The sequence below is a fragment of the Paenibacillus phyllosphaerae genome (assembly GCF_014192105.1).
Lineage (GTDB): Bacteria > Bacillota > Bacilli > Paenibacillales > Paenibacillaceae > Paenibacillus_Z > Paenibacillus_Z phyllosphaerae.
Window position 1 is genome coordinate 53,567 of the sequence record NZ_JACHXK010000014.1, and the last position, 16,399, is coordinate 69,965.

The window sequence follows — 16,399 nt, forward strand, 5'->3', positions numbered from 1 at the left end:
CCTTTCTCCCCTAGCACTAACGTTATGCTATTAAGGATACGGGATGGAGCCGATTCCCGAATCGCTCTGGGGAATGGTTCGATGCTCGACTGCAGACGGGGCGACACGGCGATCAGGGCTAGGTGCGGAAGCGTCCATTCGAACAAAAAAAGGGACTCGCAGCAACGGGCCGCGAGTCCAAAAGTTTATATTTTTAAGGGGGTAGCTTTAGTATAGGCTTCTTTCATTAACGCAGTGTGAAGGTAATATTGCAATTGGATTACAAATGGCCGGATGGTTTAGTTGTTCAGAATCATCCGCGCAAGGACGACCAAGTCCTGAATATCGATCTCGTTGTCGTTATTGAGGTCGCCGCTCTTCACTTGCGCCCAATCCGGATCGGCCGAAGTTTTGCCATAGGACTTGGCGATAATGGCCAGATCGCCGATCGAGATTTTGCCGTCGTTGTTGGAATCGCCAGGCGACTTCACGATGACGGCATCGCGGAACGTCTGTAGCGCCGAGCTGAGCGCAGCCGCCGCTTGTTCGATCTGCGCATCCGTTACGTTCGCATTGCCGGCAACACCGCTCGCGCTTGTGATCGCCGCTTGCAGCGCAGCTTTCGAACCAGCCGGATATTGGCCGGCGGAGCCGCCTTCTACCGCAGCATCATGCGCAGCTTGCGCTTCGGTAATAAGTGCCTGGAGCGCGGTGCGGTCAACGACGCTGACTTTGACGTCGTGGGAGACGTTGCCGAGCGCCGTCTCGACGCCTTGGCTGTTCGCAACGACGATATTCGAAGCCCCGATATGGGCGATGCCCGCCGCAGCGTCCGCTTTGGCGCGGAAGTTCAGTTTCATGAGCGCTCCGTTCGGGTTCGGCTGACCTTGCCCGACATGAACGGCGAGCAGCCGCGCTTTGCCTGCAACGGAATCATCGCTGTCCACGATAACGAATTTGTTCTCGTTAACCGATTCCGCTCCGACGAATTCCAGTTGGTCGGCGTTGTAGTCAATCGTAATATCTTGTGCCAATACCTCGCCTGTCACCTTGTTCAACCGGTAAGTGAGGCTGAAGCTTTGGCCAGGCGCGACATGGGAAGTTCCGCTGAGCGCGGCGCCCGCCGTCTGCTCATTGGCTGTCGGCGTCCAGATGTTCGGGATCGGTACATTCGCCCAGTTGATGTCCGACGCTAGGTAGAAACTCGTATACGCCGGTTGGTTGTAGGTGGTTTGCTGACGAGCGATCTCGGCACGGTATTGCGGATCGTGCATGAGCGTATACAATTTGCGGTTCGTCACTTCCGTGCTCAGGAAGATCCGGATGGCGGAGCTGTCCGCCGTACGCACGAGCATCTCTTCGCGCCAGTCGCCGAAAATGTCGGCCACGAGTGAAGGGTTGCCCTTGGTACCGTTGTTCGTGCGCGTATCGGTTGCCGTAACAAGCGTGCCGCGCTTCGCGTCATCGATCGTCGGCGTGGCAGTGCCCGAGCCGTTGACGATCTGCGTCGTCATGTCGCTCGCCCACTTAATGCTCATATTCGTGCCCGGTGCGGTATTGCTGATCTTCTCGCCGTCTGCCGTCCACAGGCCGACCGCCCATGTCTCAATGCCCGGTTGCGTCGTGTCCACGTCGCCGACCATACCGCGACCGGTATCCTTCCCCGTGTAACCGCCATAGATGATCTCGCCGGTGGCCGCATCGCGGAGCGAGTAACCATACGGCGCATAAGTACCGCCTTCATGTACCATGAAGATCTCCATCCCCGGCCGGTTCGGATCGATGTCCGTCACGTGCATGGCATCGCCGTGGCCAAGCCTTGCCACCGTGCCCGGCGTAGCGCTGCCTTCCGGCATGGTGTCCATCGAGCTGTACAGGAGAAAGCCGTCATCGTCGATCGTAGCGCTGCCATAGACGATCTCCTGCTTGCCGTCGCCATCGACGTCGGCCGAGCTTAAGGAATGGGCGCCTTGCGTGGTGAGCGTGCCGAATTCCGGATCGGTGCCATCCCGTCCATGCGGTCCGTCATTGAACGGATTGGTCATCGGCGTCCAGCCGCTGTCCACGTACCAGTGCTCTTGCAGCTTGGTGCCATCCCAGCTGTAGGACACGAGCGTCGATCTTGTATAATAACCGCGAGCGAACACCGCATACGGCTTGTTGCCGTCCAGGTATGCGACGGTACCGAGGAATCGGTCGACCCGGTTCCCCGGCTCAATGCGCGCCATGGCGTAATCGCCCCACATGAGGCCGTCGTCGTGGCGTCCCGGCTTGTAGTCGACGGTCTGCAGCTCGCCGCCGGTGGCTCCGTCGAATACGGTCAAGTATTCCGGACCTTCGAGAATGAAACCTTCGAACTCGCGCAGGACGTTATTTTTGCTGCGGGCCGGCGCATACACATCCATAAAGTAGTCCGTCAGCTTCTGCGCGTCCACTTTGCTCAGCGGATACGAATACTGAGGCGCGATACCCAAAGCTTCCTCGAGCGTCTGCGGCCAATTGCCGTTCTTGACTTCCTCGTGGTCCTTCCAGCTCATGAACATGTCGACGACATAGTCGTAATAGTCTTGACGGCTCATCCGATAGTCGTCGGCATTGCTGTAGCCAGCGTCGATGTCCTTCTTGGGCATCGTAATATAATTCTCGGATACGACTTGACCCTCATCGTTATAACGGCTTACCTTCGTGCCCGGCGCGGTCTTGAACATCATCTCCGACTTGCCGTCGCCGTCAAAGTCATAGACGAGGAACTGGGTATAGTGGGCGCCGGCGCGGATATTGACGCCAAGGTCGATGCGGTACAGCAAGGTTCCGTCGAGCCGATAGGCGTCGATGTAGACGTTGCCGGTATACCCTTTTTGCGAGACGTCCTTGGCGTTGGACGGGTCCCATTTGACGAAATATTCATACTGACCGTCGCCATCGACATCGCCCACGTTCATATCGTTGGCCGAATATGTATAGGCTTCGCCGGCAGGCGTGACGCCGTCGGCCGGTTTCTGGAGCGGCAGATCGTAATAAGCGTTCTGCCACGGCGTAACGGCATCGCTCTTGTCGACTTCCTCGCCATTCACGACGGCCGCAACGTAATAGCTGGAATCTTTAGTGCCGCCGGTATCTTTGTAGTTGGTGCTGTCGCTGACTTCGGCGATCTTCACGCCGTCCCGATACACATTGAAGGTTGATCCGGTCATGCCGGACGCGCCGTGTCCCGTCACTTCGCTGCCCAGCAGGCGCCAGCTTAAGAATACGCCCTCTGAAGTGGAGGCGGCGACCAGCCCCCTGTCGAGATACTCCATCTGGTAACCGGCAATTACAGATTGGGCGGATGGCGCGCTGTCTGCTGCCGCCGTGCCAATAACGGTCGGGAGTGCCAATGTCGTTCCGATGACGATGGTACAGGTCTTCTTCAGTATCGCGGATTTACGAAATCCCACTTCGAATCACCCTTTATCCAATAGTTTGCTTGCTGGAATGCCGATCGGCCTATCGCCGCTCAAACCAACTCGTCCGTTACGAAATGTATCTCAATGGTTGCGCTTTCATAAAAAGGAATGATTGGTGCCGTCTTCCCTCCTTTACCATTACACGGATTGCGCTCTCGCCAATGTCACGAGAAACACCTCTATTGTAAAGCGTACCGCCTGAAGTCCATACCCAAAAAACAGGTGTCTTCCATGAAAAAACCGTGATCGCGATCTGAATTGTATCCACTTGTTCATTCGAAGCTGTTGAAAAGCCGTTATAATGGAGGAAGATAAGGAGAGGATTCAACATGGCTATTCGGCTGCGCGGACATCATCTGCTCTGCCTGCTCGGGTTTCGGGGGATGGGCTATTCCGAGGCGTATGTCCATAATATGAAGCAGGTTTACCGTCGTTTGCTGGAGGACTCCTCCACCAGTTGCACGCTGGTCAGCGGACCGGACCAATTATGCGCGTGCTTCCCCGCGGACGGCGACTACCACTGCGAGAGCCGCACCGTGAGCGAACGGGACGCTGCGATCTTGGCGCGGCTTGGTCTTGCGGTCGGACAGACCGTATCGTGGCAGGACATTCTGGAGCGGGTCAAACACAATGTGGCACCTGCGGATCTGAACGCCATCTGCGCCACCTGCCCATGGCTGCCTTACGGGGTCTGCCAAGAAGGCGTCGGGTTGGTCGCGGCGGGCAAAAGGCTGCCCGCGATATAATATCAATCCCTCATCAATAACGTATTTTGCTAGTCCCATACCCTCGGTCGGTTTACTCCGGCTGTTCTCATGTAATCCAACAGCTGTCCCGTATGGACGGATTCATGGTAGGCTACCCTTAACAACATATCGCCTAATGTGCGAATGTACCCGACGTCGCTTCGATCTATCTTGATCGTAGACAAATCTTCTTGCGAGTAAGATTTTACCGTATCCATAAAGGCGCTCCGATAGGGCTCAGCGAAACGCAACGCATCATGCAGGTCTGCAAAATTACGGTTCTCATAAGGAGATTCATACGCGGACAGACTGCCTCTATTCAATAAAGCAAGATGATAGTAATGTTCGCTGTCTAATACGTGATGGATCATTTCTATTATACTCATCGCCTCTGAATCAGGCTTCCAGTCCAGATATTCGGCAGGGATGCTTTCCCAGACGAGCCTGCTCCGGCGGCGAACCTCTTCCAAGTTCCATACGATGGCGTCTACAGCATTCATGACCGAACCTTCCCTTCGTGTTTTCATTTCAATGCGCAAAACAAGAACATATGTTCCAACGCTACTTAGCTATAATATAACGTCTGCACAGATTAATCTAGATCATTCCGTCATCGAAGACGAAAAATAGCGTTTTCCGTCCGAACGAACAAGAGCGTACCTCGCAGCGGTACGCTCTTGTTCTTGTGGGGCATTGCTATAAGGAGCCAACCTGGCAGACATACATAACGCTAGCGATCACTTCACTCGACCAAGTTCCGCGACCACCTCGGCAAGCGGCCGCTCCGCCATCGATTGCAGACGAAGGTCATAGGGACCGAAGGGAAGCTCCCTCGTCACGTCATTGGGGATCGTGACGCAATAGAGGCCCGCTTGCTTGGCCGCGCGCGCACCGTTGGGCGAATCCTCGAAGGCGATCGCTTCATGCGGCGCAATGCCGAACGCTTCGATCACTTGCAGGTACAGCTCGGGGTCCGGTTTCACCTTCGCCACATCGTCGCGCACGCGTATACAATCGAAGTGCCCTGTCAGATCGAATCGGTCCAGATACTTCATGACCCACTCGCGAGTCGAACTGGACGCAAGCCCAATCTTCAGCCCCATCTCCTTGGCCGCGTGCAAATATTCGACCACGCCTGGACGCAACTGCTCCTCCGCGACGAATTGCTCGTACTTCGCCCGGCGCATGCTGCGGAGCGCCTCACGATCCAAGGAACGGCCGCAACATGTCTCCAGATGATCGTACGGGTTGAACGCGCTGCCGTCCGTTCCGACCCACTGCCCCCAGATCTGTACGTCCAGCGTATGGCCATGCTCGGTATACATCTCCTGGAATGAACGGAATTCCGGCGTCTCGGTATCGAAGATAAGTCCGTCAAAATCAAATACGATGGCGCGAATCATGTGCTCCCTCGCTTCCTAACATGCCCGTGTATGGAAAAAGCCATGCGGATAACTCATCATTCCGCATGACTCGCAAGGCTGTTGAAGCTTATTATAGGGAGGTTAACAGCGGATGTAAACCATTCCCATAAGCGCCGATTCTAGAAACGCTGCGGCAGTTGGCGCATGCTCGAAGGCTGTCCCGCTTCACCGATGAATGGCGCGGTGAACGTATTCAGCATCGTCTGCGTCGTTACTTCCTTCATCGTCGGCACTTGATAGTAGCCCTTCTGGTTCATGTATTGCCACACTTCGTATGCCTGCTCCGAACAGTTGATGGCGCACTCCTGAAGCGTGCGGCGAATTTGCGGATCCGCGCACTCCAAGGCGGCGAGCATTTTTTTGGAAGCGCCGGACTTATGACAGTTCAGCATCGCGCAAGCGACATCGCGGTCATCCATTTGCTGCATCGACGTGTTCGGCGCGACCGGCGCCGGTTGGCGAAGACCATAGACGGGAGCAACATTTTTGGGCGCGCGGTACGGAACTGCCTGGTTCATGCCTTGCCCGCCCAGCAGCTGGACGAAAGAGTGGTAACCGTTCGTCATGAACTGAAGTTGATTGTCCAGAATTTGCGCTAGCTGCGGATCTTGAACATGCGGACGGTACAGCTGGAACGTGTTGATCGCGTCGATCTCGGTAGCAAGCACCTCATGGATTTCCATTACTTCGTGCGCGCCGTATTGAGCAGCCATTATTATAATTCCTCCTTGTTGTGGGTCGTGCTGAAGGGTTAGCGGTGGAATCACCCGTTGTATTGTGGTAACAAGGGCTGCTCAATATGCACATGATTAAAACTTCTTTAGCTGGTCGCCAATGGTTGGTTTGTGTTCACGGTCGTAAGTCCGGAAATACAGCATGCATGCTTGCATCGGGAGCGGTCAATGAGCCTGCCTTTAGCCATTCTCGCCCAAAGTGAGCTGCATCACATAGTCCGTCTGCTTCTCCTCGCCCATAGTGAAGCAGTGCGTGCCGACTTGAACGAATCCCATTCGGCGGTAAAAACGAATGGCACGTTCATTCTTCTCCCAGACGCCGAGCCAGACGCTGGTCTTCTGCTGCGCGCGGGCTATCTCGATTCCTTTGTCGATCAAATACTGCCCCAGTCCTTGCCCTTGATAACGGCTGCGAATATAGATCCGCTCAATCTCCAGCGCGTTATCCGCAATCCGATCCGACTGCGCTTCTCCGCGGTTCACCTTCAAGTAACCGGCTAACTCGCCATTCACATGCAGGAAATAAAAGGCCGAGTCGCGGTTCTCAAGTTCGGCCGCAAGCTTGGATGTCGCAAAGGCTCTATCCATATAGGCATCTATCGCATGGGGATCATTCTGGTCTCGAAACGTCTCATCGAACGTCTCGCGGCTTAACTGCTGCAGTCGTTCCAAATCGTCAGCTGTACATCGTTCAATCGTTATATTCATTCGATTCCTTACACTCCTTATATCGATCTTGCTGCACTCCGTAATCTCGAACGCGCTGGCTTCCGCGGCTAGCTTTCTACCAGCGGACGCGTCATAATGAAGGCTAATAGTCTTGTCATCATTATAAATAACATTTATTTTGTTGTAAATACAACAAAATTAGAACCAGGAGGTTCCGATGAAAGACATTCTCCGCGAAGTCGGGATGATCGCCCGCGCGTTGGATTCGATAAGCAATATCGAGTTTAAGGAAGTGGATTTGACGAAAGGGCAATATCTGTACCTCGTGCGGATCTGCGAGAACCCCGGCATCATCCAGGAGAAGGTGGCCGAGATGCTGAAGGTGGACCGAACGACTGCGGCGCGCGCGATTGCCAAGCTGGAGGCCCAAGGTCTCATTGAGAAGGAGAACGACGCGGATAACAAGAAGATCAAGCGGCTCGTGCCGACGGCCAAAGGCAAGTCCGTCTTCCCGTTCCTCGAGCGGGAGGGCGAGTATACGGACCGCGTCGCCTTGGCGGGGCTATCCGACGAGGAGATCGCAACCTTGCACGCCTTGTTGCATAAGGTTCGCAAGAACGTCGAATCGGACTGGGAGCTCGTCAAGAAAGGCGGGAAGCGGGAATATTAGCTCCGCATATGCCAAAAAGCGGCCTTGTATCCAGCGCTACTGGAAACAAGGCCTTTGTGTTATTCTCAGCTAGCTTAACGGTCTGGCATCGATCGTTCTGCTGCTCACGCAACGTCCAACGGCAGACCCTAATTGGACACGCCAATAAGCGAATAACCGCCGTAATTATCGTAGTTATTGTACGCCGCCATAGCGCGATTATACTTACCGATTCACCGTAAGATTCCCGTCCCCTTAAACTCCTCCACGAAGCTATCCAGCCAATCCTGCGTGAAGTCCAGCGCCCCGGAGTCGCTATGGATAAAAGCCACGTCCAGGCTCATGATCCAGAACCTGCGAACCGCCACGAACAGCTCAATGGCCGCTTCTTCGTGCTCGGAGAAGCTTCTGACCGACCGGTAGCCTGACATCAGCGTCTGCCACAGTGCCTCCTTACGGTCCTCGGCTTGACGTTTGCGTGCACGGACCTGCGCCAGATCGTACGCCCGCCAGCCCCGGGCCGCCCATTCAAAATCATGATGGGTAAAAGAGCTCTCCGTCCGAAAAGCATTGTTATTGCCGTGCATGTCGCCATGGCAGATTCCAAAATCCAGACCCTGATTAGCCGCAGCCGCCACTTGTTCCGTTAACGCGCCGGCATATTCACGGAGGAAAGACGATGCGGCGTTGTCCCCGCCGATGTAATCGACAATACGTTCAAGCGGCTGCCGGATCAGAAAGTCCGTGTTCAGCTCGTACCTCGGCAGCCGCAGGTTAACACGGTCCAGCGCGTTGTGCAATTCGGCGGCAGACTTCCCGAACAACAAGCAGTTCTCTTCGTCCTGAAGCACATTCTCAGCCCCGTCCATATAACGGAACAATGCGGCCACGCGTTGTCCTTCAGGCGCATCGATAACCGCATATAAGCCGCCGTCCCGCCTCGGAATCGGTGCCGACACGGTCGTCTCCATCCCGCATTCCCGCAAGATGACGCTCAGCTGGGTTAAGAGCGACAGTTCATAGGCAACATCGTTCTCCCTCACGGCGAGACGATAAATCCGCAAGATATAGAAGCCTTCGGCGGTGCGCACGCGATACGTATCATTGAGGCCTCGAAGCCAATACAGGCATTCCTGCCAAGGCCCGATCCCATATTGGCCGCTTAGGCAATACGCCAGATACTTCGGATCCAGGACAGAACGCAGCGCGGCCGGTTGTGTATACATAGGTCCATCTCCTTTTTCATCCATAGTAATTACCGCCTTGCAAGAGCGCTATGTGGAGTCGTAGAACACCGTTTGCTGCTTCTCCGCCTTATGCAGCCGCAGCCAAGCGTTACCGTCTACCATTTGACAAACTCCCACCCTTGCTGGCGTTCTTCCCGGAACCGCTGCACCCACTGTTCGGCGACCTCATCGGCCAGCCGGTCGAAGGCAGGCGGAGCAATACGGACCTGATCGCCTTGCAGTCCCAAGTAAGCGAGCGCCTTCCGAACCGTCCCCTCATAGTCCTGAATAAAATCCTCATAGACGATCGTAAGCGGCACGATCCCGGATTCGGTCAGGAAGTCTTCGATCGCCGCTTCGCACATATTGCTGTCCACGAGCAGATGGTTGATCGCGTCGAAATGGTATTGGTCCGCAAGGTCGGCTGCCGACGGCTTCTCCCCCGTGCGGCGGTGCCATTCGCCTGAGACGATCGCCCGCCACCAGGACACGGCCAACCGCACTTTATTGCGGCGCGTCATATAGATATGTTTCGTGCAGTTCGGGAACGCATGGTTCCATACTTCGGCACGAGACGCTTCCTGAGGCAATTCGAACAGTTGCCTGAAGCAGTCGATCCAGCGCTGCTCGAAGTTCATTTTCAGCCCGAATACCCCGTTGGGCGTCGTCCCGCTCTGCCAAATCCGCTCCACATCTTCACGCGTGAAGGTCTTCGGGTCGTTATGCTGGTAATGCAGCCATTCGCTCGGATTGCCGGCTATCCCGGTCGAGGCTAGCGCTTCATTGAACAAGGTGCTTCCCGTCCGCTGAGCGAACCAGATCATATAGCTTTGCTGAGGTCGTATCATTGCAATCCCTCGCTTTCTCCTTCGGTTACGTAAGATGACGAATAACGAATGCCACGAATTCTTCGGTACTAACTTCGATCGATTGATGCCCGGTCTTCAGCGTCAGGTCTGCGTTAAGCGGCTGCTCATAGACCGCGTCGATGCCGGTAAAATCGCGGACTTCGCCGCTTCGAGCCTTCCGGTACAGCCCTTTGGGGTCCCGCTGCTCACATAACGCAAGCGGGCAATCCACGTAGATCTCGGCGAACCCGTCATCCTGTAAGCGCTGCCGGATTTGATCTCGCGCCTGCCGCATCGGCGAAATCATGGCCACCAGCACGACAAAACCCGCTGCCGCGAACATTGCAGCCACCTCTGCCGCACGCCGAAGATTCTCTTGGCGATCCTGCTCGGAGTAGCCAAGATCGCGGCAGAGCCCCTGTCTAAGCTGATCGCCGTCGAGAGTAACCGACCGAATGCCTAAGCGACCTAATTCCCGCTCCGTTTGCCGACAGATCGTCGTTTTGCCGGCGCCAGGCAGCCCGGTTAACCACATGACGCAGCCGCGATGACCATCAGCGTCTACCATGCGAAGTTCTTTCACCGTCTTACCTCCTCTCCATGCGAACGAATGGCGGCCCGAAGACGCACAAAAAGCCGTGAATGAACGAATGTCCATCCACGGCTTATCGATGAAGAGCGGCAGCGTAATGAGATTACGCCATCAGCCCTTGATGCGCGCCCGTAGCGAAGGGGGATGTTCATGGCAGCGTTGGCATGATGAACGCCAGCCTGCCGTTTGCCCGCAACTGATGCCGTTCATGCCGTATTCAATTCGTAAGGATACGTTAATCGCCGTCATGAACATGCCTCCCTTCACCGCCTTTCACATATTCGTAATTGTATAAGGCCATCGCGCAAGACGTCAACAATATTTTTCCATTCGTTACATTTAACACCATTAACAATGACTACGAATCGGCCTTGAATCGAAAATCCAGGCTCATCCTCTTCATCCCCCAATCGGGTGATTCACTTGCTCTTGCGTTCATCGTACAATGGACCTAATCATTGACGGAGGTGTGGTATGGCCGAGAATCAGCATCCAGAGCAGGACAAGCAGCAGGAAGAGGAAATCGAACTTCAAGATCTTGAGCAAGAACTGTCGGAAGAAGAACAGGCAGACGTTCAAGGCGGAGGTGGGCGTATCAAGCGCCGCGGCAGATAGAAGAGATTGCTCCACGTTTCGAGCGAACGATAAATCATTCATGAACAGGCTTCTCCATCCCGGGAGAGGCCTGTTTTGTTTCCCCCCTCGGATCCACTCCGCGTCCCCGCGTTCAGTTAACTTTCAGCAACCGTAACAGGCCATTTAAGTTTCGTTTAAGTTAGACCGCCTATTGTATAGCTATCACCAACAAACGACATAAGGAGTGACCCCATATGAACGAACCGAAGAAAAAGAAAACGCGCCGCAAGCTGATTATCGGCTTGACGATTTCCCTTACGACCGTCGGCGCCATCCTGTACGGGTTGGCAGACCGGTACTTGATCGAGCATGTAGAAGTCATCGTGGAGCAGCCGACTACGGCGCTCAGCTCAGCGGCTACCGCCACAAGCTCGGCTTCGACTGCTGCAACGTCGACGACCGGCGCCACCTCAACATCGGCTTCGAGCACGGACTCTACTACTGCCGCTGCCGGAACGTCGAGCACCGCAACCGTCGATGACTGGAATTACTCGAGCGACGGCGTCAAGATCGCCATTCAGCAAGTACAGACCGGAAGCGGCGACGATACGATCACCTACTATGTCGCGGATGTGCAGCTGCAAAGCGCGGCCAATCTGCTGACGGCCTTCGCGGACAATGCCTTCGGCCGCAATATTACCGAAGATACGTCGGATATCGCCTCCGCGAACAACGCGATCTTCGCCATTAACGGCGACTATTACGGCTTCCGCAGCGACGGCGTCGTCATCCGCAACGGCACGGTGTATCGCGACGAACCGGCGCGCGACGGGGTTGCCTTGTTCAACGATGGCACGATGGAGTCCTACAACGAGGAAGAGACTTCGACAGAGGAATTAGTCGCCCAAGGCGTGACGAACACATTCTCGTTCGGACCGATCCTCGTGAACGACGGCGTGGCGATTACGAATTTTGACAACGTCAGTATTGATTCGAACTTCGGCAACCGCTCGATCGACGAAGCCAATCCGCGTACGGGCATCGGCGTCATCTCGCCGAACCATTACGTATTCGTCGTCGTGGACGGGCGACAGGAAGGTTACAGCCGAGGCATGACGCTGAACGAGTTCGCTCAGCTGTTCGAGGACTTGGGCGCGACGGAAGCGTACAATCTCGATGGCGGCGGATCGTCCACGATGTATTTCAACGGCCGCGTCGTCAACAGCCCGGGCAGCAAAGGCCAAGAACGCGGCGTCAGCGACATTATCTATATCGCCGAATAGTCGGCATACGACATGAAAATCAAGGAGGCAGAACATGATGACCGTATTGATTCCAGCTTATGAACCTGACCACAGACTGCTTTCGCTTATTGCCAACCTCAAGGCGGCATGCAGCACGAAGATCGTCGTTGTCGACGACGGCAGCGGCGAGGCGTACCGCGATATCTTCAACTCCGCCCGGGATGCCGGCTGCACCGTGCTTACCCATACTACCAATCTCGGCAAGGGCCGCGCGCTTAAGACCGGATTCACCTACCTCAAAGAACAAGGCGACAGAGATGGCGTCGTATGCGCGGACAGCGACGGCCAGCATCTGCCGACGGATATTATGCGCATCGCCGATGCGGTCGCGTCTCATGAAGACGGGATCGTGCTCGGATGCCGGCACTTCACCGGCAAGGTGCCGCTGCGGAGCCGATTCGGCAACAGCGCCACGCGAATGATCTATGCGGTCACGACCGGACGGCGCATACAGGATACGCAGACCGGCCTTCGCGGCTTCTCGTCGAAAATGCTGGACTGGCTGTGCCGGATCCCCGGCGAACGTTTCGAATATGAGATGAACATGCTGCTCCATGCGCAAGATGAAGGCTATAAACTCCATGAAGTGCCGATCGATACGGTGTATCTGGAGAATAACAAATCGTCGCATTTCCGCCCGATCGCGGATTCAGCCAAGGTGTATGCGCCGATCGTGAAATTCTGCTCCTCGTCGCTACTCTCGGGCGTGCTCGATTTCGTGTTGGTCATGCTGCTGCAGATGATGACCGGCAGCCTGCTCTTCTCCGTCTTCGGCGCGCGTGTCGCAAGCTCGCTGTTCAACTACACGATGAATCGGAACTTCGTGTTCGGCAAGCAGCAAAAGACGACGATCTTCTCGTCCGCGCCGAAGTATTTTGCGCTCGTCGTGCTGATCCTCATGTTCAACTACGGTCTGATGTACCTGTTCCACGAGAGCATCGGCATGCCGCTCGTCATCGCGAAGCTGCTGACCGAAGGCGTCCTGTTCGTGTTTAGCTTCTGGTCGCAGCGCAAATTTATCTTCTAACGTTTGCCGCCACGCTTTTGAAAATCCGTGAAGAATCGGCAAAAATCCGGCGTCTTGTTCGCAGGTCGCGCTCCCCTGCCTGCTTACGGCTTATAATAGGGCTGACAATTGCAATCGAGGGGAGCGTCTATCATGCCGGAGATTATACGAGTATTGGCTCGCGGTGAACTAAGAGCGGCGTCTATGTTAGAGGGAGAACAAGCAGCCCAGATGGCGGCAACGCCGCGGCTTCTGGCCGAGCAAGGCGCTGTGCTTGTCATCGCCTGCTATCGGTGGGAGAGACAAGTCTTTCTCTATTATGAATGCGTAGATGACGTGCTGGCGCCCGAGCAAGTGATTCCCGAGTTAACCGGATATCTGGCAGAATGGCCGGGACAGGCGGAGCCGAGAAGCTGGATCCCGATGATCGACGTGTTCCATTTCAATGATCCGGCCTCCATATCGCATTGGCAGCGGAAGCAGCCGGTCGAACGGCGGGCTGGACGCGTCGCCCATCTGAAGCCCGAGATGGCGGCCAGTTATATTTATTACCATTATCAGCTTCAGGAGGAGCGGGCGTTCCTCGGTCCCAAGTACGAGATCATCGCCATGCATGAGAATGTGCTGTTCGGCTACCAGGAATTCCCCGCCGTCGTCGAAGAGCCGATACTGCCGAAGAAGCTCGCGACCAATAGCACGCCTGTGAATTGGAGCGACAGCCGGATGGATCTCCATTTTCAACCATGGCCGGACGGTCATCTGTATTTCAAGCCGGTTCAGGAGCTGTTCGCGCATACGTCGGCGGATTATGCGGTTGTCGAGGCAGCGGAGGAAGTATCGGAATAGGTAGAGCAAAGGCTGCGGATCCTACGGGATCGGCAGCCTTTGTCACTGTCGGGAAACAGCAGCTCATCGAATGAGGTTAGAAACTTTTATCACGATAATAACATTCGCCTTGGTATGTAAATTGCCGGGCATTGTACGATAGAGCAAGCTTCATATACGGTGCGACATTGGCCGCCGTGCGCTCGGCGAACACAAACATCATGAACTGCTCGATCAGAAAATTAGTGCTGAGTCGAAACATCCACTCCAGCTCCTCGGTCGATACCTGCGTCCCGTACGTAAGCTCGATCTTATACAGTTCCACCACTCCGAAGGGAGGGATGCGATCCCAATAATCAAAACCCTCTTGATCGTAATCCTTGATCACGCTCTCCTCCATCGGCTGAAGCAGCGGTGATCGTTCTTGATGCAGATCCCGCACCAGGAACCGGATCGATCCGGATTGGCCGTAGTGGAGCTGAATGACGGCATGATTCCGATTATGTCCCGGTTGAACCGTAATCACCGCGCGCTCCATCAATGATCGGACGAGCGGAGGCGCATCCTCCCATTCGCTGATCTTGTAGCTCTTCTGTTCCAAAAATACGCTTACCCGCAAGTCCTTCCTCCAAACTACAGTCGCAGCACCATAAGCTCCTCATCATAATACGCGTCGTTCACCTTTAATGCATGGCGCTCCAAGCCGTACACTTCGAAACCAAGGGACATATACAGCCTCTTCGCGGCTTCGTTGCCGACGACGACCGTAAGGTTGATTCGTTCCAGCCCCTCGAACTGGCGGGCTCTATGGATCAGCTCTGTCAGCAGCGACTTGCCAAGACCCGTGCCTCGGGTTGAAGGAGCAACGTACATCCCATATATATTCGCTTTGTGCAGTGCCTTCGGACCGTTCTCCCGCACCAAGGTCACAATACCGGACAACTCGCCTTGCACATTGAACCCGCCTAACGCGATTTTACCTTCGGCTGGCTTTACCCGCTCCGCGAACGTCTCGATGGCGAATGCCGCTTCCCGTTCATAGGTCGATCCGAACGCTTCCGGACTGACGGTTAAAGCCTCCAGCCGCAATGCCCGGTAAGCCGCAGCATCGTCCTCGTTCAATACGCGAATATGCATGCCGTTCCTCCTAATCGTAAGCTTTGTCAAAATGGTAAGCCGCGATCTTCATCTTCTGCTTGAGATAGAAACGGTGCGCATCGTGACGCTGAACGCCGGAATCCAAATGCAGACCGTTGCATTCCTGCCGCTGCGCCTCCGTCTCCAACCAATCGAACAGTTGGTTCGCATAGCCTCGGGAACGACTTTCCTGATCGGTGATCAGATCGTCCACATAGAGATATTTGCCCCATGCCAATGACTCGCCGATCTTGTAGCCCGAGCAAGCTTTCACTTGCGCCTCATCCACGAGCACGAGCAGCTGGTAGCCATACTGTTCTTGCATATGCTTGATGCGGCTCACGTAATGCTCCTCGGACAAATGCGGTCTTAGCTGTTTCATAATAGGAAACGTTGAGCGGATCTCTTCATCGGACTTCGCAAGTAATAATTTCATTTTGGGCCTCTCCCTGATCAGGTTTTCCTCTAATGTAGGCCAAGCGCCGACAATTGAAAAGGTCCAATTCGTTCGGAAAAGAGTAAACCAGTTCGTCCTGAAGGTAACGCGTTACTCATCGAAGCGCAGCGTCGCAATCATTCCCCATTCCATCCCGCTTAACGCTTCCTGCGTGAAATCGCCGCTCCGAATCGAGTTCGTACTCGTTGCGTGCATGCCCCAGACCGGAACATCACCAGTCGCAGTCAAGGTGACCGGCTCCGAATAATGGATTAAGCCTCGGGCGGTCAGCTTGGGATCTACAGGGCGAGTAAAGGTAGATACGCCCGTTCCCGAATCATGTACGATGCCGACTTTTATCGAATCCACCCCGCCTTGCGCTGCGGCTGGAACCGAATCAATCGACATGATGATCTCGACCTCTCGATTGTCCGGATCCCCCGGGTCGAAAAATACGTCCATGATGGAACCAAACGAGCCGACCTTCTTCCCGTTCTCCCAGAGATCCAGATTCAGAGTGGCATTAGGCTTGCCGTCACCTTCGTAACGCAGCTTGAAGCCTCCCGTCATCGTACCGAGAAAATTTTTAAGTTTAGCCGCTTCCCCTTCGAATGGGTCGACCGGGGTAAGCGTAATCTTGGCCGATTCCGCTTTGCTGTCTGGCTCAGGTTGATTCTCTTCATCCGCGCATCCGGTTAAGGCCAAACATAATATCATCAACAAACCTAGCATTCGTCGCATGTCATTCCTCCTAACGCCGCTAGCTATCCAGATCTATTACAGACGTTGTTAGGTGGTGAAA

At 55.1% G+C, this 16,399-nt stretch carries 18 protein-coding genes and 1 pseudogene; 6 read left to right on the forward strand and 13 right to left on the reverse strand.

The window, feature by feature from the left end; genetic code table 11:
- Positions 1-278: 278 nt before the first annotated feature.
- Together FHS18_RS35265 and FHS18_RS23665 are read right to left on the reverse strand one after the other, a co-directional pair.
- Positions 279-1,142, reverse strand: coding sequence for a cohesin domain-containing protein (locus FHS18_RS35265; RefSeq protein WP_343060659.1), 864 nt, complete (start codon positions 1,140-1,142; stop codon positions 279-281).
- A pseudogene (locus FHS18_RS23665) lies at positions 1,116-3,416 on the reverse strand (rhamnogalacturonan lyase); the annotation flags it as partial. The pseudogene FHS18_RS23665 and the gene FHS18_RS35265, both read right to left, overlap by 27 nt.
- 338 nt (positions 3,417-3,754) lie before the next feature.
- On the opposite strand from FHS18_RS23665, the gene FHS18_RS23670 reads away from it, so the two are divergent.
- Entirely contained in the window at positions 3,755-4,171 is a 417-nt protein-coding gene (locus tag FHS18_RS23670) for a DUF1284 domain-containing protein (RefSeq protein ID WP_183602853.1), read from the forward strand.
- 29 nt (positions 4,172-4,200) lie between these two features.
- Here FHS18_RS23670 and FHS18_RS23675 read toward each other — a convergent pair whose 3' ends face one another.
- From FHS18_RS23675 to paiA, 4 genes are all read right to left on the reverse strand, one after another.
- The gene (locus FHS18_RS23675) at positions 4,201-4,671 is read right to left on the reverse strand and encodes a DinB family protein (RefSeq protein WP_183602854.1); all 471 of its coding nucleotides are present in this window, start codon (positions 4,669-4,671) and stop codon (positions 4,201-4,203) included.
- Between the two features lie 237 nt (positions 4,672-4,908).
- Positions 4,909-5,574: an HAD family hydrolase gene (locus FHS18_RS23680; RefSeq protein WP_183602855.1), complete on the reverse strand. Its 666-nt coding sequence runs from the start codon at positions 5,572-5,574 to the stop codon at positions 4,909-4,911.
- Positions 5,575-5,714: 140 nt separating this feature from the next.
- The gene (locus FHS18_RS23685) at positions 5,715-6,308 is read right to left on the reverse strand and encodes a spore coat protein (RefSeq protein WP_183602856.1); all 594 of its coding nucleotides are present in this window, start codon (positions 6,306-6,308) and stop codon (positions 5,715-5,717) included.
- 201 nt (positions 6,309-6,509) lie between these two features.
- Entirely contained in the window at positions 6,510-7,037 is a 528-nt protein-coding gene (paiA, locus tag FHS18_RS23690; protein ID WP_183602857.1) for a spermidine/spermine N(1)-acetyltransferase, read from the reverse strand.
- A 178-nt stretch (positions 7,038-7,215) separates the two neighbouring features.
- Here paiA and FHS18_RS23695 point away from each other — a divergent pair, with 178 nt between their 5' ends.
- Complete coding sequence (locus FHS18_RS23695) at positions 7,216-7,668, forward strand: MarR family winged helix-turn-helix transcriptional regulator (RefSeq protein ID WP_183602858.1); 453 nt, start codon at positions 7,216-7,218, stop codon at positions 7,666-7,668.
- A 212-nt stretch (positions 7,669-7,880) separates the two neighbouring features.
- Here FHS18_RS23695 and FHS18_RS23700 read toward each other — a convergent pair whose 3' ends face one another.
- From FHS18_RS23700 to cysC, 3 genes are all read right to left on the reverse strand, one after another.
- Positions 7,881-8,873, reverse strand: a complete 993-nt coding sequence (locus tag FHS18_RS23700; protein ID WP_183602859.1) for a phosphotransferase — start codon at positions 8,871-8,873, stop codon at positions 7,881-7,883.
- Between the two features lie 116 nt (positions 8,874-8,989).
- Positions 8,990-9,721, reverse strand: a complete 732-nt coding sequence (locus FHS18_RS23705; protein WP_183602860.1) for a Stf0 family sulfotransferase — start codon at positions 9,719-9,721, stop codon at positions 8,990-8,992.
- 25 nt (positions 9,722-9,746) lie between these two features.
- Positions 9,747-10,379 (reverse strand): adenylyl-sulfate kinase, encoded by a 633-nt coding sequence (cysC, locus tag FHS18_RS23710; protein ID WP_281378844.1) that lies wholly within the window; start codon positions 10,377-10,379, stop codon positions 9,747-9,749.
- A 408-nt stretch (positions 10,380-10,787) separates the two neighbouring features.
- Between cysC and FHS18_RS23715 the strand changes: the two genes are divergently transcribed.
- The 4 genes from FHS18_RS23715 (at position 10,788) to FHS18_RS23730 (ending at position 14,045) form a co-directional block, all read left to right on the forward strand.
- The gene (locus FHS18_RS23715) at positions 10,788-10,928 is read left to right on the forward strand and encodes a hypothetical protein (protein WP_183602862.1); all 141 of its coding nucleotides are present in this window, start codon (positions 10,788-10,790) and stop codon (positions 10,926-10,928) included.
- A gap of 215 nt (positions 10,929-11,143) precedes the next feature.
- Entirely contained in the window at positions 11,144-12,172 is a 1,029-nt protein-coding gene (locus FHS18_RS23720; protein WP_183602863.1) for a phosphodiester glycosidase family protein, read from the forward strand.
- Between the two features lie 34 nt (positions 12,173-12,206).
- A complete protein-coding gene (locus tag FHS18_RS23725) occupies positions 12,207-13,220 on the forward strand; it encodes a bifunctional glycosyltransferase family 2/GtrA family protein (protein WP_246427863.1) in 1,014 nt (337 codons plus the stop codon).
- Between the two features lie 132 nt (positions 13,221-13,352).
- Positions 13,353-14,045, forward strand: coding sequence for a hypothetical protein (locus FHS18_RS23730; protein ID WP_183602864.1), 693 nt, complete (start codon positions 13,353-13,355; stop codon positions 14,043-14,045).
- A gap of 76 nt (positions 14,046-14,121) precedes the next feature.
- Here FHS18_RS23730 and FHS18_RS23735 read toward each other — a convergent pair whose 3' ends face one another.
- From FHS18_RS23735 to FHS18_RS23750, 4 genes are all read right to left on the reverse strand, one after another.
- The gene (locus FHS18_RS23735) at positions 14,122-14,643 is read right to left on the reverse strand and encodes a hypothetical protein (RefSeq protein ID WP_183602865.1); all 522 of its coding nucleotides are present in this window, start codon (positions 14,641-14,643) and stop codon (positions 14,122-14,124) included.
- A 14-nt stretch (positions 14,644-14,657) separates the two neighbouring features.
- Positions 14,658-15,161: a GNAT family N-acetyltransferase gene (locus FHS18_RS23740; RefSeq protein ID WP_183602866.1), complete on the reverse strand. Its 504-nt coding sequence runs from the start codon at positions 15,159-15,161 to the stop codon at positions 14,658-14,660.
- A gap of 10 nt (positions 15,162-15,171) precedes the next feature.
- Positions 15,172-15,597, reverse strand: coding sequence for a GNAT family N-acetyltransferase (locus FHS18_RS23745; RefSeq protein WP_183602867.1), 426 nt, complete (start codon positions 15,595-15,597; stop codon positions 15,172-15,174).
- Between the two features lie 111 nt (positions 15,598-15,708).
- On the reverse strand, positions 15,709-16,338 hold the full coding sequence (locus tag FHS18_RS23750) for a hypothetical protein (protein ID WP_183602868.1): 630 nt from the start codon (positions 16,336-16,338) through the stop codon (positions 15,709-15,711).
- Positions 16,339-16,399 lie beyond the last annotated feature (61 nt).

Coding starts and splice junctions, on each gene's coding strand:
- FHS18_RS23685 (WP_183602856.1), bottom strand. CDS start 6,308: ATGGCTGCTCAATACGGCGCGCACGAAGTAATGGAAATCCATGAGGTG.
- FHS18_RS23700 (WP_183602859.1), bottom strand. CDS start 8,873: ATGTATACACAACCGGCCGCGCTGCGTTCTGTCCTGGATCCGAAGTAT.
- FHS18_RS23730 (WP_183602864.1), top strand. CDS start 13,353: ATGCCGGAGATTATACGAGTATTGGCTCGCGGTGAACTAAGAGCGGCG.
- FHS18_RS23675 (WP_183602854.1), bottom strand. CDS start 4,671: ATGAATGCTGTAGACGCCATCGTATGGAACTTGGAAGAGGTTCGCCGC.
- FHS18_RS23745 (WP_183602867.1), bottom strand. CDS start 15,597: ATGAAATTATTACTTGCGAAGTCCGATGAAGAGATCCGCTCAACGTTT.
- cysC (WP_281378844.1), bottom strand. CDS start 10,379: ATGGACATTCGTTCATTCACGGCTTTTTGTGCGTCTTCGGGCCGCCAT.
- FHS18_RS23740 (WP_183602866.1), bottom strand. CDS start 15,161: ATGCATATTCGCGTATTGAACGAGGACGATGCTGCGGCTTACCGGGCA.
- FHS18_RS23695 (WP_183602858.1), top strand. CDS start 7,216: ATGAAAGACATTCTCCGCGAAGTCGGGATGATCGCCCGCGCGTTGGAT.
- FHS18_RS23670 (WP_183602853.1), top strand. CDS start 3,755: ATGGCTATTCGGCTGCGCGGACATCATCTGCTCTGCCTGCTCGGGTTT.
- paiA (WP_183602857.1), bottom strand. CDS start 7,037: ATGAATATAACGATTGAACGATGTACAGCTGACGATTTGGAACGACTG.
- FHS18_RS23715 (WP_183602862.1), top strand. CDS start 10,788: ATGGCCGAGAATCAGCATCCAGAGCAGGACAAGCAGCAGGAAGAGGAA.
- FHS18_RS23725 (WP_246427863.1), top strand. CDS start 12,207: ATGATGACCGTATTGATTCCAGCTTATGAACCTGACCACAGACTGCTT.
- FHS18_RS23705 (WP_183602860.1), bottom strand. CDS start 9,721: ATGATACGACCTCAGCAAAGCTATATGATCTGGTTCGCTCAGCGGACG.
- FHS18_RS23680 (WP_183602855.1), bottom strand. CDS start 5,574: ATGATTCGCGCCATCGTATTTGATTTTGACGGACTTATCTTCGATACC.
- FHS18_RS23720 (WP_183602863.1), top strand. CDS start 11,144: ATGAACGAACCGAAGAAAAAGAAAACGCGCCGCAAGCTGATTATCGGC.
- FHS18_RS23750 (WP_183602868.1), bottom strand. CDS start 16,338: ATGCGACGAATGCTAGGTTTGTTGATGATATTATGTTTGGCCTTAACC.